Origin of the sequence: Paenibacillus sp. FSL H3-0469 (assembly GCF_038051945.1) — a bacterium.
Taxonomy (GTDB): domain Bacteria; phylum Bacillota; class Bacilli; order Paenibacillales; family Paenibacillaceae; genus Paenibacillus_AQ.
Map to the genome: position 1 here is coordinate 7230824 of NZ_CP150302.1, position 24753 is coordinate 7255576.

Genomic DNA, 24753 nt, shown 5'->3' on the forward strand with positions numbered 1-24753 from the left:
AATATGAACTCTTATTAAAGGATGGGCTTCTAATGAAGAAAGCAGACAAGTCAGCCTCCTAAATTCAGTTTACACAAACATTTAGGAGGCATAGCCAATGATTTTTAATCTGATTGATAGGGATAACTGGAAGAGACAAGAGATCTTTAATCATTATCTGAACCAGGGTACGACCTTTAGCCTGACAGCAGAAATCGAGATTAGCGTTTTATACCGAATAATAAAACAACAAGAATATAAGCTGTATCCTGCCCTTCTATTCTTGTTGACCCGTGTGGTTAACTCCAATATTGCGTTCAGAATGGGATACAATTGTACGGGGGAATTAGGGTATTGGGACAAGGTAGACCCGCTGTATACCATTGCCGACAGTATCTCGGAATCCTTTTCGGCGATTTGGACGGCGGGCACGAATGATTTCAAAGCGTTCCATGATGCTTATGTTTCAGATGTGGAGAATTATAAGGATTCCGGGAGATTGTTCCCTAAGACACCTATACCTGAGCATACCTTTTCTGTATCTATGATTCCGTGGACTTCCTTTACGGGCTTTAACCTGAATATCAGCAATAACGGGAATTACCTTCTGCCCATTATTACCGCAGGTAAATTCACGACCACAGGCGATTCAATATACCTGCCACTGTCGTTGCAAGTCCATCATGCAGTCTGTGACGGCTATCATGCAGGATGGTTCATGAACGAGGTCCGGGCCATGGCAGATCGTGCTGAGGAATGGATTGACGGAGGTTATTCATTTGGCTAAATAACAAGACCATTCTTGAGGAAATTAATTATGCACCACATTTTGATTCAAAATAAAGAAACCTTCCGGTATACGGCTTAAGCCGCATTTCGGAAGGTTTTTAATTTGAGTCCGCATCAATAGAAATGTCTACGCATTATACTGCGCCTGATATAACCGGCTATAAGTGCCTCCGGCATTCACCAGCTCCTCGTGGCGGCCTTCCTCGGAGATGCCGTCCTCATTCACCACAATAATGCGGTCGGCATTCTTGATCGTCGTCAGGCGGTGGGCAATAACCAGTGTGGTGCGGCCCACCGACAGGTCGGCCAGCGACTGCTGGATCGCTGCTTCGGTCTCAGTATCGAGTGCCGAGGTAGCCTCATCCAGAATCAGAATCGGCGGATTCTTCAGGAACATCCGGGCGATGGCCAGCCGCTGCTTCTGTCCGCCGGACAGCTTCACGCCGCGTTCGCCGATTACAGTCTCCATCCCATTCGGGAGGCTGTTAATCAGCTCCTCCAGGTGAGCCTGGCGGGCCGCCTGCCAGATGTCCTCCATCCCCGCATCCAGCCGGCCGTAGGCAATATTCTCGCGGATGGTGCCGGAGAAGAGGAAGACATCCTGCTGCACGATTCCGATCTGCTTGCGCAGCGAGTTCAGCTTCATATCACGGATGTCGATCCCGTCAATGGAGATTGCGCCGCCGGTTACATCGTAGAAGCGGGGGAGCAGGCTGCAGATCGTGGTTTTCCCGGCACCGGAAGGGCCAACGAATGCGATGGTCTCCCCGGCATTTACCTTCAGACTGATCTCCTTCAGCACGGTCCGGTCTGCTTCATACCCGAAGCTGACATTGCTGAAGGAGATATCCCCGCGAAGCGAATCCACCTCTACCGCATCCGGCTTGTCAGCGATATCCGGTTCAGTGTCGATGACTTCAAGATACCGTTTGAATCCGGCAATCCCCTTAGGATAACTCTCAATAACTGCATTGATCTTCTCAATCGGCCGGAAGAAGACATTGGCCAGCAGAATGAAGGCGACGAATTCGCCGATCTCAAGTTGGCCCTGAATGAAGAACCACGCCCCGCAGACCATCACCACAACAGTAATCAGGCGGGTCATCATATAGCTGACCGAGAAGCTTTTGGCCATCAGCTTGTACGCCATCAGCTTGGTCTCGCGGAACTTCTGGTTGTCCACAGCGAACAGCTCTTTCTCGAATTCTTCATTGGCAAAAGACTGGACTACGCGGATTCCGCCGACATTATCCTCAATCCGGGCGTTGAAATTCCCGACGTTGCCGAATAAGCGGTGATAAGTGTCTGTCATGTTGCGTCCGAAATAAATAATGACCCAGGCCATAATCGGCACGATGATGAACGTGATTACGGCCAGCTGGAGATTGATATCGGCCATCAGTATAAATGCGCCGACCAGCGTCATGACCGCAATGAACACATCCTCCGGCCCGTGATGCGCGACTTCGCCGATATCGTTGAGATCATTGGTTATTCTGCCGAGCAGATGACCGGTTTTGTTGTTGTCGAAGAAGCGGAAGCTGAGCTTTTGAATATGGTTGAACATTTTTTTGCGCATATCGGTCTCAATATTGATCCCCAGCATATGGCCCCAATAGGTGACAATATAGTTCATTGCCGTGTTCAAGGCGTAGATGGCGAGCAGGGCGACACAGGCAATCAGAATCAGCGACCAGTTCTGGCCCGGCAGCAGGTCATCAATGAATTTATTGACAGCCACCGGAAAAGCAAGCTCCAGCAGTCCCGCACCCACCGCACAGGTGAAGTCAAGGACAAACAGCTTCTTATACGGACGGTAGTAGGAGAAAAAACGACGCAGCATCTCTTGTTCACTCTTTTCTGTAATATGTTATGTATCTGGTTACTGAGAGTGATTCTCAATTAAACCTTCTGCTTAGGATACTAAAGATGGTTACATGTTTTGTCAACGGTGAGAATCGTAATAATTGAAATATACTGCGGAATTGATTGCCGTTTAACCCATACCAAGGACATGGTTTATACATATTTTAACAGTATTCAGGCGTAAAGGAGGAGTTAACATGGGCGAAAATGTTGGAGGATACGGCGGAGCATTCACTTCCACTGGCGCAATCCTGGTTCTGTTCATCCTGCTCGTAATTATCTCTAAATCCCTCTGGGTGTAATCCGGGTTCACCTGCTCTGCTGGCCGCTGGTCGTTTGACCGGCGGTTTTTTTAACAATTGGGGCCCCAGCAAAGTACTGAGCTAAAGCCCTACTTTGAAGGATCATTTTTTGGCCCCGTGAGGCTGCTCCGGCAAGTGATATGATATAATGAAATAATGCGCCTGGGTTGAAGGGCGTAATACATATAGCGGCTATTCCCTGACAAGCTCCGGGCTTGACGGGTGTTTTGCTGCGACCCTGGAGGTACAACATGAAGCCTGGCCGTGAAAATAACATGAGGACAAGCCCGGCCTTGTCCTCATCTGCTGCGGATATCCGCAGCCGCTGGATGCTCGTCACTGGAATCATCTGTGTGGCCGCTGCTCTGCGTGCCCCGTTCACTTCCGTCGGACCTCTGCTGGAGATGATCCGGGATGACTTGGGATTGTCTAATACGCTGGCGGGGGCGATTACGACTTTGCCTTTACTGGCTTTTGCCCTGCTGTCACCGTTCGCGCCCCGGCTTGCCCGCAAGCTGGGACTGCCCAATATCCTGGTGCTGGCCATGCTCACGCTGTCCATGGGAATTCTGGTCCGTTCGGCTTCCGGCACGGTAACCTTCTTCGCAGGTACGGCGATGATCGGTCTGTCGATTGCCGTCTGCAATGTGCTGCTGCCTGGACTGATCAAGGGAAAATTCCCGCACCGCATCGGTCTGATGACCGGAATCTATACCGTGTCCATGAACATCTGTGCAGCGGCTGCTTCGGGGCTGAGTGTTCCCTTGGCCACCCGTGCGGGGCTGGGGTGGAGAGGGACCCTGGCGCTCTGGTTCATGATTGCTGCACTGGCTACGATCTTCTGGATTCCGCAGCTGAAGAGTCTGGGCGCGGGACAGGCAGGCACTGCATCCTCTTCAGCGGCACGGGTCTGGCGCTCCCCGCTCGCCTGGCAGGTTACGCTGTTCATGGGACTGCAATCTCTGCTCTATTATGTGCTGATCGCCTGGTTCTCGGTGATCCTCGGGGAGCGGGGGATGTCTGCCAGCCATGCCGGCTGGATTCTCTCGCTGATGCAGCTGGCCCAGCTGCCGTTCACGTTCTTCGTGCCGCTTTGGGCCGGAAGGATGAAGAGCCAGCGGCTGCCGGTGGTGATTACTTCAGTTCTGTTTATCACTGGCATCCTTGGCGTCTGGCTGGGCAGTACTGCGCTGATGGCGTTATGGGCTATCTGCATAGGGATTGCCGGGGGCTTCGCCTTCGGTCTGGCGATGATGTTCTTCAGCCTGCGCACCCGGACCACACAGGAGGCCAGCGAGCTGTCCGGCATGGCCCAATCGGCGGGCTATCTGCTGGCCGCGATGGGTCCCGCACTGTTCGGCCTGCTGCATGATGCTGCGGGAAGCTGGAATGTACCGCTTGCGCTGCTTGTCTTAGCAAGTGTGCTGCTGTTCGCTGCCGGTATGGGGGCGGGACGCGACAAGTTTGTATAAGATTTTCGCTGAGAAAGTGCATTGTAAGCTGATCTCGGCGTGCTACTATTGTGTTTAAGATCATCTGAGAATGATTATCAATGAAATTAGACACAGGAGTGAAGAGAGAGATGAAGAATTGGGGCCGAAAATTCATTTGGACCGCTGTACTTATCCTGGCAATGTCCGCTATCGCGGCTTGCGGAACGAATAATAAAGCTGCGGACAGCAAGGATGTCCAGACAGGGAATGCGGCTGCTGCCAGCGCAGCTCCTGCGGAGACTGGCGGAGCGGCCGCTTCAGAAGGGGCAACACGGACGGTAACCGGAGAATTCGGGGAGGTAGAGATTCCGGCGAACCCTAAGCGGGTAGCGGGAATCTATGTGGAGGATTACCTGAAGGCGCTCGGCGTCACCCCGGTGGTGCAGTGGTACCATCCCAGCTGGGGCAAGCAGGATTATCTGAATCTGGATGTGCCGGAATTTGATATCAGCGGCAGCATAGAAGCGCTGCTCGATAAGAATCCCGATCTGATTATTACCGATGGCGGTGTAGATGCCGCTAAGTATGAACAGTATTCCCAGATAGCCCCAACCTACCGCCTGCCGGAGAGCGTATTGCAGGATTCAAGACTAATCCTTACAGCAGTCGCAGACGCGCTGGGTATTCCTGAGAAGGGGAAGGCTGTGCTGGCCGAATATGACCAGAAGGTGGCAGAGGGCAAAGCCGCGTTGCAGCAGGCCCTGGGACAGGAGAAGGTGGCTGTGATCCGGCTTAATGTGGCAGACAAAACGGTTGCTCTTTTTGGAATCAAAAACCGCTTTACCGGTGTGCTCTATAATCAATTCGGTTTGACACCTGTTCCTTTGGCCGCTGAGATGACGGAATTCCAGTCGATCATCTCAGAAGAAGTGATCCCGGAGCTTGAGGCGGATCATATCATTGTATTTCCTGACAACGGGGGTTGGGATACTGCAGCTAATCAAGAGGCGATTAAAATACTTGATGGCCCCCTCTGGAAGAACCTTCCTGCGGTAAAGAACGGCAATATCTACCGGATGGAGCGTTCCCACTGGCAATCCGGGGGAATTACCGCCAACCAGATGAAGCTGGATGATCTGCTTAAGGCGATGGTGAAGTAATCCGGCGTGAAGTGATAGTTAGGCTATAAGCAAAAAGAAGGTCTATCCGCAAGGTTGATAGATCTTCTTTTTTGTTTTACACTTGAGTATATGATAATGATTCTCAGTCAGGAGGGGCGGCAGTGACAGAACAGTTGCAGGAACACACCAAGAGAAGGCTGCTCCACAGCCTGATGAATATAGAAGTAGTTACACGCTCCCCATCCGGGAAGGATCAGACCGCAGTCTATCAGGAACATACTCTTATCATTGTGTCCGAAGGTCAGGGATGGCTCAAGGCAGAGGACAGGCAGTATTCCTTGGAAAAAGGGGCCGGGTTCCTGATCGAAGCCGGATCGCTGAACCGGATTCAGGCCGGGGAGCAGGGGATCAGCTGGTACCAGCTGGAGTTCGCGCTGATTCGGGCAGGGCACGTTAAGCTTGGCACCGGGGATAAGAGCCAGGAGGGACAAGGCGAATACATGATCCGCCAGGGATATCTGGACTGCCGGCCGTTCTCACAGTGTGCACTGCTGCTGGACTCCATCTATTATAGCTTCCGGCGCCCGGAGGATATCGAATGGTTCGCGGCCCAGACCCGGTTCCAGGAGCTGCTGCTCTTGCTGATGCGGGCGAATGCTCCTGTACAGAAGGCTAAAGATGAGCGTGAGGCCGTGGAGGATTCAATCCGCTATATGGAAGAGCATTGCAGTGAACCGTTATCGGTCGATCAGCTGGCTGAGATTGCCGGGATCGGACGGGCGCGGTATACACAGATCTTCAAAGAGATTACCGGACGGATGCCCCTGGAGCACCTGAACGGGCTGCGTATTGAGCGGGCCCAGCAGCAGCTTCTGCTGACCAGGGACCGGCTGCACGAGGTTGCCCTGGCTGCGGGATACAGCAATGAGTACTATTTCAACCGGCGCTTTAAAAGAACGGTAGGGGTGACTCCCGGACAATATAGAAACCTCCATCAGGAGGGCGTCCGGGTATTTGCCCCTTTTCTGGAGGATTATCTGCTGGCGCTCGGCATTACTCCGGTCGTACAGTATTGCCATGCCAAGTGGGGCAAGCAGGAATACCTCGGGCTGGATCAGGTTCCGGCGTTCGATATCTCAAGCGGAGACTGGCACGGGCTCAGCCGTTACTCGCCGGAGCTGATCATGCTGGATGACGGCTTCCAGCGCTGGCAGCTCGGGGAATGCAGCCGGGTCGCCCCGCTGTTCCGGCTTCCGTTCCACCAGGAAGACTGGCGTGCCACACTCCGCAGCGCAGCGGCCGTCTTCGGGAGAACGGGGCTGGTGCAGGAGGTAATCAGCGGATATGAACAGCAGGCCGGCCAGGCCAGACGGCTGCTCAGCCGCAGCGTCCAGGGGCAGACAGTAGCTTTGCTGCGGATTTCCGCCTGCGGGATTACCCTGTATGGGAGCGAGCATCTGGGCTATGCAGCGGGGGTACTATACGATGATCTGGGACTAGAGCGGCATCCCCTGGTCCGGCAGCTAACCCGCGGACAGAAACGTGTAATTCTCAGCAGTGAAGAGCTGTCCCGCCTGACGGCAGATCACCTGTTCATTACCTTTGACCTCCAGGAGGGCGGAGGCAGGGAACTGCTCGATACCCCGCTCTGGAGAAGCCTGCCTGCGGTGCGCAACCGCTGTGTGTACGAGGTGGATTTCATGGCCTGGATGAATTACGGTGTGTTGTCGCATCAGCGGAAGATCGCGGATGTGCTCAAGGTATTGGCTTGAAGATGATCATCCCTCAGAAATAATATAAAAAGAGCTTGCAATTCCCCGCCAAAGAGAGTATATTCTTAATTACGGTGATTGGATCACTGAATTACATAATATGCGGTCATGGCGGAATTGGCAGACGCGCTGGCTTCAGGTGCCAGTGATAGCAATATCGTGGAGGTTCGAGTCCTCTTGACCGCATCCGCATTACTCAATAGCCCTTCTTCGGAAGGGTTATTTTTTGCGTTTCTGATGTACAATTAATTTTCGACAAGAAAAAGACATATTCCCCTCCCTGACAAGTAAAAATATGTCGTTTTATTGGGAAAATTAGTGAATCATACAAAATACCGTGTTACTATAGTCGTAGATGAAGGATAATATGTAATTATCCTTTCTCTGCCCACCTAAATAATAATCAATGAATGCAGGAGCAGAAAATGGACAAATATGAGACTTATAAAGAAGATTTGAACAGAATTAAAGGAAAAACTATTGCAATCGTCTATATCTTTGAAGGGGAGGATGCTCCAGGATTTCAACATTATCATGTCTGGCAAAGCGATGTTATATCCAAGTGGATGAATGCAGTACAAGGATTATACTGTCTGCCTTTAATTCTGGATGTGCGTACCTTTGTGGAAAAAGCTATTGGCCGTACGTTACCACATATTGATTTTGTACTTAATCTTAATTGCGGAAGTTGTCAATTATCCTCTATGGCCCTTGTTCCGGCAATGTGCAGCTTTCTAGCTGTGCCTTGTATCCCTTGTGATGCCGTAAGCATTGTAACAGGTGAAAACAAGCGCTTATCGAACCTGATTGCAGAAGGCATAGGAATGAACGTTCCCAAAGAATTAATGCAGAGCAGCCCCAACGGAATTTACCGGCCGTTAAACTTTGGCAGCAGTTTTGGAGTCATACGCGGCCATTACGAAAGAGGCACAAATGATAACGGACTCTACCAGGAGTTTATTCCAGGGTATGATATAACAACTCCCGGCCTATATAATCCGCTTTCCGGTCAGATAGAGTTGCTGCCTACCGTTGTATATCTACCGGAATCTGACGATCCGAACTGGTTTTTTGGTGAGAACGAAAAAGAAGTTAAACGCGGGTACACCCAGGATATCCACCGTCTAATCTCTCCCGAATTAGGTCAACAGTTTATGGATATGGCTAAGGCCCTTTCTATTAATACGTTCTTCCGTATTGATGCGCGCGTCTCCATTCAGGATGTAACCTCTCAGGAAGAGCTGCTTCACACCACATTAACACCAAACAATACCTATTTTGTTGAAATCAATCCCATGCCTACTGTCAAGCAAGATAATGCGTATGGTTTCTCTTATGGTGCTTTATCTGAAGGAGATTCCTTCTTTGTCTGCATGGAAGAACACACCCGACTGAACAGATCAGCGGATGTGCATTCTTTCGTTTTGGCCAACTCGATGATTGCCTATCTCAGAGCCAAGTATTGAAAATAAAGGGATTAAGGCCATACTGTTCGATTTGCTTTTTACGTAAACCCGTCACTTCTAGGACAGTGTTCGGTATATTGCAATAATCCAAAATATCAAAATCATCATATTTGGCTTCAAGCCAATGTAATTGTTGAGCAAGCTGACCTGAACCTAATTGATTCGATTCAAATCCTTTACAGGCTAATTCTGAAATATGGTAATCATGCAGAAGATCTTTCCCCATTGAATTTGACTGCTTGAAGGCCACTGAAATAATATTCATGACAAGCCTAGCCGAAATAAACGGAAGCTTTTCAAAACCCATACTATCGAATATTTTATTCAAGAATTTTCTTAACTCATTTTCTTCAACGAGCTCAAATGATTTTGCTCTAGCAATAAACATATTGCACTTCAAAGCCATTTTTTGTACGTCCCGTCCTGGTTTCCCGGCGTAGTCCAGCCCTTTATTAAAGAAAGGGATTGCTTCCTCCGGGTCTCCATTCACAAGATGGGCAACCCCTGTATTGTTTAGAATATGCGACATTCCAACCAAGCCGGGCACATTATGAAGTGCTTTTTCTTGAAGATAGCCAAAATCACGAATATTTAAATGTTCCATATCAAATTGTTTCACAAGAGCGTTATTCCTGCAATAAATCGAATGATCTTCCATATTGTGATCTGAGAATATCTGACCAGCCTTGCTTAATAGATCTAGTTGGTGAGTTCGTGAAATTCCCGGGAAAAAATAGGCGTACCTATAGACATGGCCTAGAAGAATTTCGTTCTGAAGCTCCTTGGCTAGCTCATATGCATCCTTAATATCCTGTCCTCCAAAGTCATTACAGTATACCCGGAATAGCTTTGTCATGCACTCGAAGCTCTGCAACAACGTTCGCTCTTCTGTCGTGATGCCTTGAGCAGAGGTGATTTGATTAACAATATCTGTTAGCTCCGCTTGAATTTCATTTTTTTCGTCAAACAGCAAATTAGTACGTATCTTGAGAATGGATGGACTATAACGTTTGATAATTGACTTCTCTGCCCATTCCTCATTAAGCAGAACACCTCTTTTAGTGTGTGAACAGGTGCTGAAGCATTGTTGGGCAAATGCATTTAGAAATTCTTCAAGTGAATTCGCACCTTCATTGATAACTTTATACAGCTCGGAATCCCCCTCGTTACGAATCATCTTGAGATTCATCCCGTGAGGGCAATTCGCGAGCAATGATTTGGCACGTTCAAAATCATTATCTTTCAACAATATAATTATCGTCGGTTTTAAAATACTTTCTTTATGTAAGGCGATAAGTTGGTTTAGATATTTGGGTAGAACTTTTCCCTCCTGAATGATGATTGGATCAACAACGTCAGGCCCTGCTGCTTGATGCTCATGAACAGAAAACAGCTGGTGCAACGATGTAACTACTTCAATAATGTCAAGGGGATTTTTGTACTGGAAGCATTTTTTTATCAAATCTCCTATGTTGGGGACATGTTTGGCAATCCACTTTTGTATTTTTGATATTTTCTCGTGAGCCATGTCATTTGAATCAATGAAATTAACTTTACCACGATAAGATTTGAAAAAGTCCACACCACGGTTAACAGCAAAACGCTGTTCAGCAAGATAAATAGTAAATGCTTCATCACTTTCTTTAAAAAGTCCCCGTATATCTTCTTCCAACCCGCCTGCCTCCTCAATTCTTCTTGCATAACACACTTGAGCATCAGATAATTACATATTATCCTTCATAAAAGGCAATAAGAGCAGGGTGAACCTGGCATAACCCTGTAGTTCCTATGAATTAATTGAAACACGATTCCGCGGATGTTTAAGACTGAGTATATCATTCTGTTTTTTGGTTGAGACATGTGTATAAATTTGGGTTGTTGTTATTGAACTATGCCCTAATATCTGCTGAATGTAGCGAATATCCACATCTTCCTCCAATAATAGCGTTGCAAAGGAATGCCGAAACATGTGTGGCGTTAGGTGCTGCTGCACCTTGGCCTTTAATGCGAGTTTTTTAATCATGAAGCGGACGGATTGCTCTGAAAGGCGATGGTTAAGTCTATTCACAAAGAGAAATCCGACATTTTCAATTTGCTCGCTAAAAGCCACTTTATATCTATGTAATGCTGTGAGTACGTCAGAATTGCTGATGGTAATCATCCGCTCTTTTGAGCCTTTGCCATAGATCCGGATTTGTTTGTCGGGCAGATTCAGGTTATCCGATTGTAATGAACAAAGCTCGGAAACCCGCATACCTGTTGCGAATAAAAGCTCTAAAACGGCAATATTACGCAAGCAGGTAGCCATCTTATTAGGAGATTTATAATTCATTTCATACTCTTGATACGCTGACTGAAGTATAGTTTTTATTACATCCAGTGGTATGGTTTTGGGCAGAATGTGTGGCTCATGAAATTTCAGATTCATTTTTGAAAAAGGATTGCTTGTAATGAATTCCTCATACTCCATCCAGTTGCAAAAAGCCTTGATACTGGCGATTTTCCGTTTTACGGTTTTGGGTTTGAAAATATTGTGAAGGCTAATCACGTAATTTGACAGATTTATTTTACTTAAACAGCCATCGCTCCCTTTGATATACTGTAATAACTGCGCAATATCAATTCTATATGCCTTCAGTGTTTTGGAATCTAATCTTTTCTGATATTGACAATAATCTAAATAACCTTCAGATAAGTGGACAAAATTCTGCATTAATGAATCCTCCATTTTGTATGTATTGAATCATTATGCCTTCAAATGAAGATATTTGTCGAATATTCTGCGAGTTTTATGAAACGGTATAGCCAGTAAGGATGGCTGAACCGTTTTTTATTATTTAGTAGATTATGATTTTCTTTTGCTGCAGATAAAGTGTGTATGGATTTGGGCTTAGTAGCCTTTGAATCATCTAAATGAGGAGCAGATAAAATGTATGCGAAAAATCGAATGTAGTTTTCTGGGCGAAGGTACATGGGCCTGATTGTATATGAAAAGCCGAATAAGATGTATAGCCGCGAAGAGGGATGGGGCCCCATGCTCCGCAGTCCGTAACACTGGAGAGAAATCCTGCAAGAAGTGCAGGATTCTCTCCAATAGAACCGACCGATGCTGAATCCTGCATGAAATGCAACAAAGCCAGCGTTAACTTGCTATAAACTCCGGAATTTCTTGCAAATAATGCAACAATGTACACTTAGCCCATAACATTTTTAGAAGAATTCTGCAAAATGTACAACAATTCGATCCATACAAGCGGTCCGTGAAAGAATACTCTCAGAATTGGCGAGAGATAGGCGGAGCACCGCCAGGAAAGGAAGAAACACTTCAGAACATATTCGAAAAATGGCTACAAGGTGTAGCCAAAAAGGAATATGGGCTGAATGTGTGTCACCAGAAAGCGATGAGCTACCGGCATCATTCACCCGTTGGGGTGATTTTTATTTTTTCACGGACAAACTGTAACCTTTTCCCTTACTTGAACGAATAAGCAGTAGATGGCTGGGCAGGAGAGGAGGCGTGTGAGACGAACGGGAGCGAAAGTGAGCGAGGAGAAGGCATTGGGGCAGTGGACCAGGTGACGGCGGATGAGGCGGCGGCTTCTCGGCTGGATGAAGAGGCGGTGCTAATCAGGTTCACAGAAGGGAGCCGGGACGCGTTTGAATGGCTGGTCCGGCAATACCGTGAGCCTGCTGTGCGGTTTGCCTACCACTTGACCGGGGATTATCATACCGCCGAGGATCTGGCGCAGGACTGCTTCGCCTATCTGCTGGTGTACCCGGAGAAATATGATTACCGGGCGTCCTTCAAAACCTATCTGTTTACCATTCTCCGCAACAAAAGCATAGACTCGGTCCGTAAGCGTGCAAGGCAGCAGAGCTTGCCGTATACGGCGGAGAGCAGCAGCGTACATAACCCGGATGAGGGGAATCCTGAACAGCTGGCCATCATCCGGGAAGAGGATGTAGAATGGCGCAGGAGATTGCATCAGATGAAGCCCGATTACGGGCAGGCGGTCTATCTGGTGGATGTGGGACAGATGTCTTATGAACAGGCGGCCGCAGTGATGGGCCGGAATCAAATGAGCTTCAAGGTACTGCTGCACCGGGCGCGCAAGAAGCTGAGGCAGATCTATGAGAAGGAGGAGTGGGATTGTGAAGTCAACGGAACAGGAGCAGTTATTTCTGGATGAGGTCTACCGCAAGGCCCGGCTGCTGGAATACGACAAGCGTGAAGCGCAGAAAGTGCTGTATAACCGCAGAGTGCTGGCCAGACGCAAGATTCTGACAGTCTCATGCTTCACAATCGTTACAGCCGTATTCGCCCTGATGATTTGGATCGGCAAGGTGGACCGGGAGCTTTGTGTTGCGCTGTCGCTCCTTCTGATTACAGGAGGTCTGCTGATCGAGAAGCTTGAATTGCTGTGGGGTCTGGAGAACGAAGGATGAACGGGAGTTGCAGGAAAGGGAGAGAACTGAAATGGAGCTAATCATTAATCATTTGACCAAGACTTACGGAAGCAAGACGGCACTGCAGGACATCAGCTTCCGGGTGGGCGAGGGCATTCACGGCCTGCTGGGGCCGAACGGGGCAGGCAAAACTACGCTGATGCGGCTGCTAGCCACTCTGCTGACGCCCAGTTCAGGAACGGTAGAGATAGGCGGGGTACCCTTGCAGGATAAAGCCCGGGTGCGCGAGCTGGTCGGTTATCTGCCGCAGGAGTTCGCCTTCTATCCCGGAATGACCGTCTATGAGGCTATGGATTATCTTGCGCTGCTGTCCGGGATAGGCGGCCGTTCCGGGCGGAAGCGGAGAATAGATGATCTGCTGGAGCAAGTGAACCTTACGGAGCAGCGCCGGACGAAGGTCAAGGCGCTGTCCGGCGGGATGAAGCGGCGGCTGGGCGTGGCCCAGGCCATGGTGCATGAGCCGAAGCTGCTGATTGTCGATGAGCCGACAGCGGGGCTGGACCCCGAGGAGCGCATCCGCTTCCGGCGGCTGCTGGGACGGTTCGCGGAAGGGCGGGTTGTCCTCCTGTCCACGCATGTCGTTGAAGATGTGGAGTCCACCTGCGAGCAAATGACTGTACTGCAGAAGGGGAGTCTGCGGTATCACGGCAGAATAGGCGATCTCACCGCCGCTGCGGCCGGCCGTGTCTGGATCGCCGAGTTGGACCGGACGCAGTGGGAGCGGGACCGCGACCGCTTCCCGGTACTGTCGGCCGTGCCGGAGGGCGCAGGCATGCGGGTCCGGGTGCTGGCCGGGGAGCAGCCCTTTGCCGGGGCGCAGCAGACTGCACCGTCCATCGAAGATGCATACCTGCACCTGATGCGCAGGGAGGAATCCTACGTATGATGGCATTGATCGGCAAGGAGATGCGCATGACGCTGCGCAGTCTGGTATTCTATCTGTTTGTGATTGCCAGCGTATTCTTCTATTTCACTTCTTATGCTACGGAGGAGACCTGGGGAGAGCTCGGTCCTCCTGTAATAAGTCAGCCACAGAATATGGGAACTGCGGAACAGCCTTATTACGGTTGGGCGACCGCGGGGGATACCCGCAGCTTGGCTAAGCGGATGAAAATCCATATGCAGCGGGATCTGAATGCGGGAGCCAGCCAGAAGCTCAGGCTGGGCTTCCCGATGGAGGTGGAACTGGATACCGGAGAGAAGGCGGCTTTCACCGCTGCCATCTCACAGCTGGATAAGATCCTGAAGGACCCCAGCCAATATACCATGGATGAGGTTAACCAGGTCGCCGAGGCATTGAACAGCGAATTGGGCGGAAACAGCATCTACCAACAAGGACTGGGTAGTTACGGCTATGCTATAACTTCTGTGGACGAAGCAATGAAGGCACAGGAAGCGCAGCTTGCGGAGTATAATGCGAAGGTAGACGCAGGGGAACTGCTGCCCGGAGCCGCTCGCTATTTCAGTGATTATCTGTCGTTGCCGGCAGGGATCTTCCCGGTCTTTCTGTCCGCCTTCCTGCTGCTGCGGGACCGCTCCAGCCGGATGAATGAATTGATCTACAGCCGCAGGGTCTCTCCGTGGGTGTATGTCGGGTCAAAGTTTATCGCCCAAGGGATTATGCTCTCTGTGGTCTACCTCATTCTGGCTGTCATCGGGGGCTGGCAGACGGTGGATACGCTTGGGCTTACTGGTCAGACGGGACAGGCTATATCAGTCTTTCTCAGCTATACGGCCTGGTGGCTGCTGCCCACCTTGTGGATCTCGGTCGCCTTCGGGATGTTCGGCTCCATGCTGTTCCGCCGGGGCATTGTGCCTATCGCCTTGCAGATCATCTGGTGGTTCGTATCCGTACTGCCGCTTATGGGCTCCTATGGGCTGAATCGGCTGTTCATCCGCTTCAATTCGCCTAATGACTATAATCTGTACCGAGGCTGGGCAGATGAGATTGCCCTTAACCGCAGCTTTTACCTGCTGCTGGCAATTCTTCTGACCGCCGGGGCAGCCTGGCTCTGGGAGCGAAACCGCAGCCGTCTGGATTCTGCCCAGTCACTTGGCAGGAAGAAGACGAAGCGGACTCCGGCAGTGCCCGCACCGGGGGCGCTGAGATGAGCAGGCAGATCATCGCTCCGCTCGCCCGTTACAACCTCAAGCTGACAGTGCATTATTCCTGGTTGCTGTCAGCGGTACTTTTGGCAGCCGTACCGGTATTCATAGACCCTGTATTAATGGACAGGCTCCAGGTTGCGAAGCTGGGTGAACTGCTCGTCAGCCTGCTGGGACTGATAGTCTATCCGCATCTAGGTCTGTTGGAGGATGGCGGCATCCAGGAGGTGCTTTATGCCAAGCGGGTGCGTCATCTTCCGTTATTTCTGTTCCGATGGGTGCTTACCGCCCTCTATATCTTCCTTGCTGTTGCTGCTTTGTTCAGCTGGGTACATGGAAGCGGCGCAGATTTCGAGCTATGGCCGATGGTGGGAGGGACGGCAATTACCGCCATTGTGATGGGGTCAGCCGGTCTGACGGCAACTCTTCTGGCCGGTAATCTCTCGGCTGGATATATTGCCGGATTCTCCTGGTATCTGCTGGATTTCACCACCAAGGGAAGACTGACCGGGCCCTTTTACCTGTTCGGCCTGCTTAATGAGCCATGGGATAAAGGCAAGTGGCTGCTTGCCGGTCTATCGCTGACACTGGTACTCTTCTGTGCCTTCTGGCTGCCGCGCAGGAGACTGGACTAACCTATAACCACCGCCTTGACGTCATGCAAGTGACCAGGGCGGTTTTTTTGAAAATATAAGACTTTATATGTTGCACACGATAAAGTATCCTTCTATTTCTCGCTGAAACGATACCGTCCTTAAAAGGACGGCAAAGCCGTTTCCACTTGTAGAATTTATATGTTTTGGGGTCCCCGCTCTTAACTAACTTATTTGCTCTTGTTTTCGGCTCGTCCAGACCCAATAACGGCCACTCAGTCCGCAATCAGCAGAATAGGTGTCTTTTTGGCAATATAAGAGACTCCCAGTCCGGCAATCACCCAAATTATTTATTTCATGTACCAAAATACTGCGAAGCCTACCCTGGAAATAACTTTACTTCCCCATTTCCATTTTCTGTGGTGCCGCGCCAGCGGCATGGATGGCTTGTGGGGTTATTTTGTGTGTGAATATGCACCTTTTCCAGCGGCAAGCTTGCCCGGAGTATCTTCATTAGCGGGACTTTAGGTCTGGAGCATAAATTCCGAAAAAAAGGTATAATGTTACTAAATTATGTCCCCCATTTTCTCAGAGGAGGCTCCAGCTTTGTCCGACACACTATTTAAGCACTTGTACATGCGGTCCTCAATAGGATATGCGGCAGTATCCATTACGGATGGAACTATGCTCATGGCCAACCCTGCGCTTTGCGGGATGTTTGGATACACCGAGACCGAACTCAAGGAGCTGCGTTACCAGGATATCGTCTATCCGGGTGAAGGGGATACCCTGGATCACGGGCAGATTATGAATGACTTAATAAGCAGACCCGATATGGCTGTAGATACCGAAAAGCGGTTCGTACATAAGAATGGTGAGATGCTCTGGGTTGCCCTGCATCTTTTTCTGATCATTGATGAACAGAGCGGAAGTCCCTCCCATCTGGTTGCAGAGATGACTGATATCACCGCGCGTAAGCTGGCGGAGAAGAAGATAGAGGAGGACCACCAGCTCTACGAGCTGGTTACGGAACACACCCCGGATATGATTTCATTCGCCGATCCCGACGGGACGCTGCGCTATGTCTCCCCGTCGGTCGAAGCGCTGCTGGGTTATCCGCCCAGCGACATGATCGGCCGCAACAAAACGGATTTTTACCATGAAGCGGATGCGCTGGAAATGACCGGGCCGGGTAAGCTCTACTCTGACAGTGATACCTTCACACGCAGAGTCAGGCATAAGGACGGCCATTATCTTTGGATCCAAAGCTCCTTTCAGGTGGTGCGGAACCGTGAAGGTGAAGTACGGCAGATCCTGACGATTGCCCGTGACATCACCGAGCGGAAGAAGGTTGAAGATATGCTGGCTGCCGCGCAGGAGCTTGGACAAATGGGCTCCTGGGAGTGGAATTCCGTATATGAGCAGCTGATCGTCTCCGGCCAGCTGATGGCCATCTTTGAATTAGGCGGGAATTGCGGAAATCATACCGTGGTCCATTATACTCAGTTGCTTGACTGTGTAGTGCCGGAGGACCTGGATAGATTGCGCGAAGAGCTGCATTATACGCTGAAGTCCGGGGCTAAGGGTGAGGCGATTTTCAGAGTGAAGGGTAGTGAGGATCGTAAATCTCTCTACGCACACTGGGAAGTGATCCTGGATGCCTCCGGCAAGGTTCAGCAGATCCGTGGTATGGTGCAGGATGTGACCGAGCGCGAACGGATGGAGGAGCAGCTGCGTGAGAGCGAGAACCGCTACAAATCACTTTTCGAATACAATCCGTCTGCCATCAGTGCCATGGATCTGCAGGGATACATTCAGTCAATGAATGCCAGTCTGGAGCAGCTGACCGGATACAGCAGAGAGACCCTGATGCATTCCAGTTACAGTGAGATTATTGAAGAGGATGAGCTGGAGCATGTGAATATGCGGTTTCTGGCGGCAGCCGGAGGCAGGGCCCAGACCTTCGATACCCGGGTGATCCGTCACGACGGCGAGCGGGTGGAGGTGGGGATGATTTATGTCCCTATGCTGATTGATCATGAGGTGGTCGGCGTATTTGCCATTACCAGTGATATTACAGAGCCTAAGCGGTATTTGGAGCAGATTGAGAAGCTTAGCTATGAGCATGCGCTGATCCTGAACTCTGTGTCTGAGGGGATTTTTGGCATGAATCTGGAGGGGGAGACCGTATTTATCAATCCCGCTGCCTCTGTCATGCTCGGGTATAATCCGGGGGAGCTGGCCGGCAATATCAAGCTGCATACGATCGCGCAGACCTGGATGGACGGTGAGCTGTATCCCGGGGGACACCGGACGCTGGCGGAGCTGCTCAAGACCAAGCTCTCTTATGAGCAGGAGCAGGAAGGGATTTTCTGGCGTCAGGACGGCTCCAGCTTCCTGGTCAAATACCGGATGACGGCACTATATGATAACGGAGAGCATAAAGGGGCGGTGGTGGTCTTCAGGGATATCACCGAGGAGAAGGCTGTGGAGCGTGCCAAGGAATCTGCGGAGAAGGCTGACCGGGCCAAGTCGGAGTTCCTGGCGATTATGAGCCACGAGCTGCGTACACCGATGAATGGAATTATCGGGATGGCTGATCTTCTGTCTGGAACGGAGCTTACGGAGGAACAGCAGTATTACACCCAGATTATCAATAAAAGCGGCGCCGCGCTCGTACATATTCTTAACGAGGTGCTGGATTTCAGTAAAATTGAATCCGGCATGATGACGCTGGATCTCCAGCCGGTCGATATCCGGCAGGTTGTTCAGAATGTCTGTGAGCTATTCTATCCGCGTATCCAGGAGAAAGGGCTCATTCTGCGCAGCCATATTGAGCCGGATATTCCGGCAGTTGTCATTACCGACGAAACCAGGCTGAGGCAGGTGCTGGTAAATCTCGTCGGCAATGCGGTTAAGTTCACGGAAGAAGGCGAGGTCGGCGTCTCAGTGAAGCTGGAGGCTGCCGGGGAGCCGGGCTCGCTGATTCTGCGGTTCACGGTAACTGATACCGGTATAGGCATTCCGCAGGGCAGCCAGAACCTGTTATTCCAGTCCTTTTCCCAGCTCGACCCTTCGATCAACCGTAAGTACGGCGGGACGGGACTGGGTCTGGCGATCAGCAAGAAGCTGGTCGAGCTGCTGGACGGAGCTATCGGTGTGAACAGCGTCGAAGGAGAGGGCTCGGAATTCTACTTCACCATCGGCGTGATGTATTCGGTGGAGGAGCCGGGCCAAGCGCTGCTGGCAGGAGTTGCTGCCACTCAGGAGTATAAGGGCGGGATCTTCAACCTGGATCATCCCGAGGGCCAGTACGGCCCGTTGTCTATCCTAGTCGCAGAGGATCATCAGGTGAATCAGCAGATCCTGCAGACTTTTCTCAAAAAGCGCGGCTACTCCTCAGACCTGGCAGTGAACGGGGCGCAGGCGGTAGAAGCTGTACGTTCCCGGCATTATGATCTGGTGTTCATGGATATTCAAATGCCGGGTATGGACGGGATTGAGGCAACCCGGCAGATCCGTGAGGCGATGGGGCTGTCCCCGGTGATTATTGCCGCCACGGCCTTTGCCCGCAAGGAAGATGAAGAGATGTGCCTCCGGGCAGGGATGCAGGACTTTATCCCCAAGCCAATCCGTGGGGAAGAGCTGGACAGAGTGCTGAGGGAATGGTCGGGCAGCATCCGCAGGTAGTCTTGTAAGGGTTCAGGCGCTATTCATATTGACAGTTTTCCTTTGTCTGCATTACTATTATATAAATCGTAAACATTACGAATATATAACGGTAATCGAAAGGATCAACAGAGTGAAAATCATGAAGCGCGGAGATTTCCTGCTGATTATCATTGTATTGCTGGCCGCCGGTTCCATCTACGGCTACAAGTGGTTCTCTAACCATAATCATCCGTATAAGCAAGGGGAGCTGGCGGCAGTAATCACAGTGAACGGCAAAGCCTACAAGACTGTGCAGCTGACCAAGGAAGAGCAGATTATTGATATCCGCACCAGGTATGGCCATAACACGCTGAAGGTATACGATTATGGTATTCAAATGACCTATTCCGATGCTCCGCTGACCATTGCGCTGGACATGGGATTCATCTCCCGGCCGAAGCAGCAGATTATCTGCATTCCGGCCCGTCTCCTGGTGGAGATCTCGAACCCGGGGGCTTCGCTGGAGGATGACGATGCGCTGGACGCAGTCATCTAGTTATGGCTGCAGCTCTTTCCAAGCCGCTGCGGCATCGGCGCTTGTGTACACATAAGGTGTGGACGGTGCTGCCACTGCGGTTATGCTCTGTGGAGCGATCTGCAGAGCCTCTACGCCCTCATAGAGCGTCACATGAAGCTTGCCCCGAACCTCAATCCAGGTATCGGCGGGCAGGCTTATTTGTGTTCCAGGCGCAAGGAGAATGCCGAAAGGAGTGGCATCTGCCGTACAACACTGAACCAGGAAGCGGCTGACGGCGTAGCCGGATTGGCCGGACCCCAGCGGCTCACGGTACAGGAAGCCGGATACGGCGATCTCCTTGCCCTCGAACTGCGATTTGTAGAGATTAAGGGCGCCCAGCGTTTCCGAGAAAATCTCAGGGAACACAGGGATGACAGGCTGCCTGTAGAGCTGTCCTGCCAGCTCTGCAAATTCGGCCTCATAGGGGTTGGCCGGCGTGAAGCTTGCCCCGGTGCCGGACTCTACGGCAGTGTAGGACAGGGCAAGGCCCTTCTTGGCTGCTGCGGCGCTGCCGAGTGCCCGGTCGGGCAGCAGGAAGCCGAGCAGCAGCGGAAGCAGGAACAGGCTGTACAGTGCAGAGCTGCCCAAGAGTGAGCGGGGCAGGCGGTGCTCGCAGTCGCAGAGGGCGGAGCTTCGGCCAAGCACAGCTTGGAGCCCGAGGCTGAGCGCCATCAGGGAGAGCGGAACCGGGCATAGCCTGATCCAGCGGGCCAGCTTAGGTGCAACATAATAATGGAGGGCGTCCTGCTGGACCAGATGTCCGATATAGAGGGCGAAGGCGAGCAGAATAACCGCCCTGAGTATATAGTGAAGCCGGATGCTCCCGGAGCTATTCATGCAGATCCTCCTCCAGATATTCGGGATTTCAGGGCAGCTACAGCCAGAATGAAGCGAGCACGGAGCCGGTGAAGACGGCCGCGGCAATGAGGAAGAACAGGTACAGGGCGAATCGGGTCTTGAACAGCGAGAGCAGCATCAGTGCGTTCTTGAAATCGAGCATCGGTCCCAGCACCATGAAGGCGAGCAGCGCTCCTGCCGGGAAGGTATGCAGGAAGGTGGAAGCAACGAAGGCATCGGAGGTGGAGCAGAGCGAGAGTGCGAAGGCCAGCCCCATCATGAACACGTAGGAGCCGAGCGGACGGTCTCCAATCGCGGACAGGCTGCTCTGATTCATGAAGGTCTGGATGCCCGCAGTCAGCAGACAGCCGATGATCAGGAATTTGCCCATCTCAAAAAATTCATCCGACGTATGCACCAGGACCGCTGCCGCCCGGCCTCCGCGTAGTGTGCCATGCTGCTCTTCGCTTCCCTCCCGGCGGATGGACAGGCGCAGCGGCGATCTGCGGACGGTGCCATAAATGAGCAGGCCAATACATGCCGCTACGGCAAAAGCCAGTCCCATCCGGGTGTAGGCCAGCTCCGGATGGGAGCGGAAGGCCGTCAGGGTGGCCCCGTAGACGACCGGATTGAGGATCGGGCCGGACAGAATGAAGACGATAGCAACATAGAGCGGCATCCCCTTATGCATGAGGCGGCGGACCAGCGGAATCATCCCGCATTCGCAGACGGGGAAGAGGATTCCGAGCAGACAGCCGAAGAGAATTGCCGGAACCGCGCGGCGCGGAATCCAGCGTGAGATCAGCTCGTCCGGCACGAAGACGCGGAGCAGGGAGGAGAGCAGCGCGCCCAGCAGGACAAACGGCAAGGCCTCCAGCAGAATGCCGAGGAATGCAGTTTTGAACGTGTCGACATAGCCGTTGTCCAGCAGGCTCAGATGCCCGGGCAGCCACGAGCTGCCCGCTGTGAGCAGAAAAGCGGCGGAAAAGAGCAGCGGCAATATTTTAATCGGAGTAAGGGTTGTCATGGGTTCATCGGCTCCTTCCCGCACAGGGGCTTAGCTGAATAAGGCCGCCCAGCTGCGGCTGATTGCCTTCTCGTCCAGATTCAGGCCAATGCAGACGATATAAGGCTGGCCCGGGTAGCTTGAAGCCTCCCAGGAGATGCGGTTCCCCGCGAGCTGCACCAGCTGCACGGAATCCCGGCCTGCAAGCCGTACATGGCCCTTGGCCCGGAGCAGACTGTAGCCCCATTGCCGCAAAAATTGCTCCAGCTCCTCCGGCCGGAGGCTTCCGGTCCATGCCGGGGGAACGGTTAACGTCACCGCTGCCACTTGGGAAAAAGAGCCGTCCGTCCCGGATTCAGGCTCATGTACTGCCGTTGCACTGCCGCCGCTGCTGCTGCTGTCCGTATTCATCCGCTGGAGGGTGGCGCCGCTGATATTGCCGGGGCCTCGCCGGGGAGCAGAGCCCTTGAATCCGCGTGCTGCGATGCCTGTCAACAGCGGAGCGAGATTAATCTGGCTGTAGTGGGTGAAGACGATCTCGGATTCCGAATTTTGCTTGTAGACCATCTTCTCAATCTTCCACAGGGTCTCCGGTTCTACCAGATCGCTTTTGTTGACGATGATGAGATCAGCGGTGGTGATCTGCTTGCGCAGGGTGCGGACGAGCAGTTTGTCGGACGAGAAGCGGCTGCTGTACTCAAGTGCATTCTCGGCATCCAGCAGCGTAATGGCGTGGTGCAGCTGCAGCCGGTCTGCCAGCGCCGGAGCCAGAAGCGACTTCACGATCTCATCCGGGTCAGCTACCCCTGTAAGCTCAATGTAGATGATGTCAGGGCGGCGTGCCAGCAGGGCGCCCAGGCTGCGCGGCAGCTCCTCCTTACGGCTGCAGCAGATGCAGCCGTCCAGCAGCTTTTCCACATTTGTGCCGGTACTCTCCTGAAGGATATAGCCGTCCACATCCTTGGCGCCCAGCTCATTCATGATCACCCCCGGGTTCAGCCCTCTCCGCTTGCTCTCCTTCAGCAGACTCAGCAGCAGGGTCGTCTTTCCGCTCCCCAGAAATCCGCTCAGTATAATCACAGGTATCTTCATGGCTCACTCTCCCGCTCCAATAGTACCGTCCCCATAAGAAGGCGGCCAAGCCGCTTCCGCTTGTAATTCCATCTATACGTCAAGCTTATTCAGGAAAGAACACTAATCTAAGCGAGCCGAAATGTTCGGGGACAGCTGTTGACAGCGGAGGGCTGGAGCGTGTAGAATGTGTAAATCGTAATAATTACGATTAAATAGAAGGGAGCTTGATTAAGATGAGAGTAATCGTTACCTTGGCCTGTACGGAGACGGGCGACCGCAACTATACCACCACGAAGAATAAGAGAACGACACCGGAGCGCCTGGAGATGAGAAAATATTGCCCGCGCCTGAAGCGTGTCACGCTGCACCGGGAGACCCGCTAAGCTCTGCAATGTCTTAGTAGCCCATCTGATTTCAAATTACATCTTTTCCAAGCGGGGGTTGTTCTTTAGGGATAAAAAATATAATTTACAAGGAGACTACAATGGACAAAATTCCTGTAACAGTGCTAAGCGGATATCTTGGCTCCGGCAAGACTACACTGCTCAATCATATTCTGCATAACCGTGAGGGCCTGAAGGTGGCCGTTATCGTCAATGATATGAGTGAAGTGAATGTGGATGCGAATCTGGTGAAATCCGGCAGCAGCCTCTCCCGCACAGAGGAGAAGCTGGTGGAGATGTCCAATGGCTGCATCTGCTGCACCCTCCGTGATGACCTGCTGCGCGAAGTGAATCATCTCGCCTCGGAGGGGCGTTTTGATTACATACTGATTGAATCCTCCGGCATCAGCGAGCCGGTCCCGGTGGCCCAGACCTTCACTTACCCGAACCCTGAGCTGGATATCGACCTGACCGAGCTGGCCCGGCTGGATACGATGGTGACGGTGGTCGATGCTAACCGCTTCTGGCATGATTTCGCCTCGGGCGACAGTCTGCTGGACCGCAATATGACGGCGGGTGAAGGCGACTTCCGGGATATCGTTGACCTGCTGATCGATCAGATTGAGACCTGTGATGTGCTGCTGCTTAACAAGTGCGATCTGGTGGAGGAGGCGGAGCTGAACAAGCTGGAGGCGGTTCTGCGCAGACTTCAGCCTCGGGCGAAGATCATCCTCACGGTGAACGCACAAGTAGAGCTATCTGAGATTCTGAATACGGGATTATTCGATTTCGAACAGACCAGCCAGTCATCCGGCTGGATCGCTGAGCTTGCCAAGGAGGAACACACCCCGGAGACTGAGGAATACGGCATTACCTCCTTCGTCTACCGCCGGAGAGCGCCGTTCCACCCGCAGCGGCTGAGCTTCTTCTTCAGTAACTGGCCCTCTGAGGTCGTCCGGGCAAAAGGACTGGTCTGGCTGGCGGCCAGCGGTGATCTGGCAGCGACCATCAGCCAGGCGGGGCCGTCCATCCAGTTCGGTCCCGCCGGTTATTGGCTGGCTACCCTGCCGGAGGAGCAGCAGCAGGAGGTGCTGGCTGCGGAACCGGATGTGCTGGCGAAGTGGGACGGGCAGTGGGGAGACCGGCTGAACGAGATCGTCTTCATCGGAGTCCAGATGAACCGTGAGGATATCGAAGCCCGCCTGGACCGCTGCCTGCTGACCGCAGAGGAGATGAAGCAGGACTGGACGGCCTTCAACAACCCGCTTCCTTGGCCCGTCGAGGAGCTGCTTGCGGCGGGGCAGGAATAACTGCTTCTGTAAATGATAATC

The 24753-nt window shown here is 52.0% G+C and carries 21 protein-coding genes and 1 tRNA gene; 16 read left to right on the plus strand and 6 right to left on the minus strand.

Annotation, left to right across the window (positions count from 1 at the left end):
• The first annotated feature begins 97 nt into the window (after nucleotides 1–97).
• Complete coding sequence (gene catA / locus NSS83_RS31280; RefSeq protein ID WP_341347239.1) at nucleotides 98–766, plus strand: type A chloramphenicol O-acetyltransferase; 669 nt, start codon at nucleotides 98–100, stop codon at nucleotides 764–766.
• 129 nt (nucleotides 767–895) lie between these two features.
• Here catA and NSS83_RS31285 read toward each other — a convergent pair whose 3' ends face one another.
• Nucleotides 896–2611, minus strand: coding sequence for an ABC transporter ATP-binding protein (locus NSS83_RS31285; protein WP_341347240.1), 1716 nt, complete (start codon nucleotides 2609–2611; stop codon nucleotides 896–898).
• 220 nt (nucleotides 2612–2831) lie between these two features.
• Here NSS83_RS31285 and NSS83_RS31290 point away from each other — a divergent pair, with 220 nt between their 5' ends.
• The 6 genes from NSS83_RS31290 (at nucleotide 2832) to NSS83_RS31315 (ending at nucleotide 8728) form a co-directional block, all read left to right on the plus strand.
• A complete protein-coding gene (locus NSS83_RS31290; RefSeq protein ID WP_341020399.1) occupies nucleotides 2832–2936 on the plus strand; it encodes a YjcZ family sporulation protein in 105 nt (34 codons plus the stop codon).
• A gap of 251 nt (nucleotides 2937–3187) precedes the next feature.
• Nucleotides 3188–4408, plus strand: coding sequence for an MFS transporter (locus NSS83_RS31295; protein ID WP_341347241.1), 1221 nt, complete (start codon nucleotides 3188–3190; stop codon nucleotides 4406–4408).
• A gap of 110 nt (nucleotides 4409–4518) precedes the next feature.
• The gene (locus NSS83_RS31300) at nucleotides 4519–5529 is read left to right on the plus strand and encodes an ABC transporter substrate-binding protein (protein ID WP_341186746.1); all 1011 of its coding nucleotides are present in this window, start codon (nucleotides 4519–4521) and stop codon (nucleotides 5527–5529) included.
• Between the two features lie 122 nt (nucleotides 5530–5651).
• Nucleotides 5652–7262, plus strand: coding sequence for a helix-turn-helix domain-containing protein (locus tag NSS83_RS31305; RefSeq protein ID WP_341347242.1), 1611 nt, complete (start codon nucleotides 5652–5654; stop codon nucleotides 7260–7262).
• Between the two features lie 102 nt (nucleotides 7263–7364).
• Nucleotides 7365–7448: transfer RNA gene (locus NSS83_RS31310), tRNA-Leu, on the plus strand.
• 239 nt (nucleotides 7449–7687) lie between these two features.
• Nucleotides 7688–8728 (plus strand): hypothetical protein, encoded by a 1041-nt coding sequence (locus NSS83_RS31315; RefSeq protein WP_341186743.1) that lies wholly within the window; start codon nucleotides 7688–7690, stop codon nucleotides 8726–8728.
• Here NSS83_RS31315 and NSS83_RS31320 read toward each other — a convergent pair.
• Entirely contained in the window at nucleotides 8712–10400 is a 1689-nt protein-coding gene (locus tag NSS83_RS31320) for a hypothetical protein (RefSeq protein ID WP_341186744.1), read from the minus strand. The genes NSS83_RS31315 and NSS83_RS31320 overlap by 17 nt on opposite strands.
• A 114-nt stretch (nucleotides 10401–10514) precedes the next feature.
• A complete protein-coding gene (locus tag NSS83_RS31325) occupies nucleotides 10515–11441 on the minus strand; it encodes a tyrosine-type recombinase/integrase (protein WP_341347243.1) in 927 nt (308 codons plus the stop codon).
• A gap of 853 nt (nucleotides 11442–12294) precedes the next feature.
• Here NSS83_RS31325 and NSS83_RS31330 point away from each other — a divergent pair.
• The 7 genes from NSS83_RS31330 (at nucleotide 12295) to NSS83_RS31360 (ending at nucleotide 20101) form a co-directional block, all read left to right on the plus strand.
• Nucleotides 12295–12918, plus strand: a complete 624-nt coding sequence (locus NSS83_RS31330) for an RNA polymerase sigma factor (RefSeq protein WP_341347244.1) — start codon at nucleotides 12295–12297, stop codon at nucleotides 12916–12918.
• Complete coding sequence (locus tag NSS83_RS31335) at nucleotides 12881–13174, plus strand: hypothetical protein (RefSeq protein WP_341347245.1); 294 nt, start codon at nucleotides 12881–12883, stop codon at nucleotides 13172–13174. Before NSS83_RS31330 ends, NSS83_RS31335 begins: the two co-directional genes overlap by 38 nt.
• Before the next feature lie 31 nt (nucleotides 13175–13205).
• Nucleotides 13206–14081: an ABC transporter ATP-binding protein gene (locus tag NSS83_RS31340; RefSeq protein WP_341347246.1), complete on the plus strand. Its 876-nt coding sequence runs from the start codon at nucleotides 13206–13208 to the stop codon at nucleotides 14079–14081.
• The gene (locus tag NSS83_RS31345) at nucleotides 14078–15307 is read left to right on the plus strand and encodes an ABC transporter permease (RefSeq protein WP_341347247.1); all 1230 of its coding nucleotides are present in this window, start codon (nucleotides 14078–14080) and stop codon (nucleotides 15305–15307) included. The genes NSS83_RS31340 and NSS83_RS31345 overlap by 4 nt, the downstream gene beginning before the upstream one ends.
• Complete coding sequence (locus NSS83_RS31350) at nucleotides 15304–15936, plus strand: hypothetical protein (protein WP_341347248.1); 633 nt, start codon at nucleotides 15304–15306, stop codon at nucleotides 15934–15936. The genes NSS83_RS31345 and NSS83_RS31350 overlap by 4 nt, the downstream gene beginning before the upstream one ends.
• A 564-nt stretch (nucleotides 15937–16500) precedes the next feature.
• The gene (locus NSS83_RS31355; RefSeq protein ID WP_341186736.1) at nucleotides 16501–19584 is read left to right on the plus strand and encodes a PAS domain S-box protein; all 3084 of its coding nucleotides are present in this window, start codon (nucleotides 16501–16503) and stop codon (nucleotides 19582–19584) included.
• 121 nt (nucleotides 19585–19705) lie between these two features.
• Nucleotides 19706–20101 carry a NusG domain II-containing protein gene (locus NSS83_RS31360; RefSeq protein ID WP_341186844.1) on the plus strand — a complete coding sequence of 132 codons (396 nt, stop codon included), beginning with the start codon at nucleotides 19706–19708 and terminating at the stop codon, nucleotides 20099–20101.
• Here the strand turns inward: NSS83_RS31360 and NSS83_RS31365 are convergent, their stop codons facing one another.
• From NSS83_RS31365 to NSS83_RS31375, 3 genes are read right to left on the minus strand one after another with little or no spacing between them, the layout of a single operon-like run.
• Nucleotides 20102–20959, minus strand: a complete 858-nt coding sequence (locus NSS83_RS31365) for a TIGR03943 family protein (RefSeq protein ID WP_341186735.1) — start codon at nucleotides 20957–20959, stop codon at nucleotides 20102–20104. It lies immediately after the preceding gene.
• A gap of 37 nt (nucleotides 20960–20996) precedes the next feature.
• Entirely contained in the window at nucleotides 20997–21986 is a 990-nt protein-coding gene (locus NSS83_RS31370; protein ID WP_341347249.1) for a permease, read from the minus strand.
• A 30-nt stretch (nucleotides 21987–22016) separates the two neighbouring features.
• The gene (locus tag NSS83_RS31375; protein ID WP_341347250.1) at nucleotides 22017–23057 is read right to left on the minus strand and encodes a GTP-binding protein; all 1041 of its coding nucleotides are present in this window, start codon (nucleotides 23055–23057) and stop codon (nucleotides 22017–22019) included.
• 215 nt (nucleotides 23058–23272) lie between these two features.
• Between NSS83_RS31375 and rpmG the strand changes: the two genes are divergently transcribed.
• Nucleotides 23273–23422 carry a 50S ribosomal protein L33 gene (gene rpmG / locus NSS83_RS31380; RefSeq protein WP_036725285.1) on the plus strand — a complete coding sequence of 50 codons (150 nt, stop codon included), beginning with the start codon at nucleotides 23273–23275 and terminating at the stop codon, nucleotides 23420–23422.
• A 101-nt stretch (nucleotides 23423–23523) separates the two neighbouring features.
• The gene (locus NSS83_RS31385; protein WP_341347251.1) at nucleotides 23524–24732 is read left to right on the plus strand and encodes a GTP-binding protein; all 1209 of its coding nucleotides are present in this window, start codon (nucleotides 23524–23526) and stop codon (nucleotides 24730–24732) included.
• The last annotated feature ends 21 nt before the right edge of the window (nucleotides 24733–24753 follow it).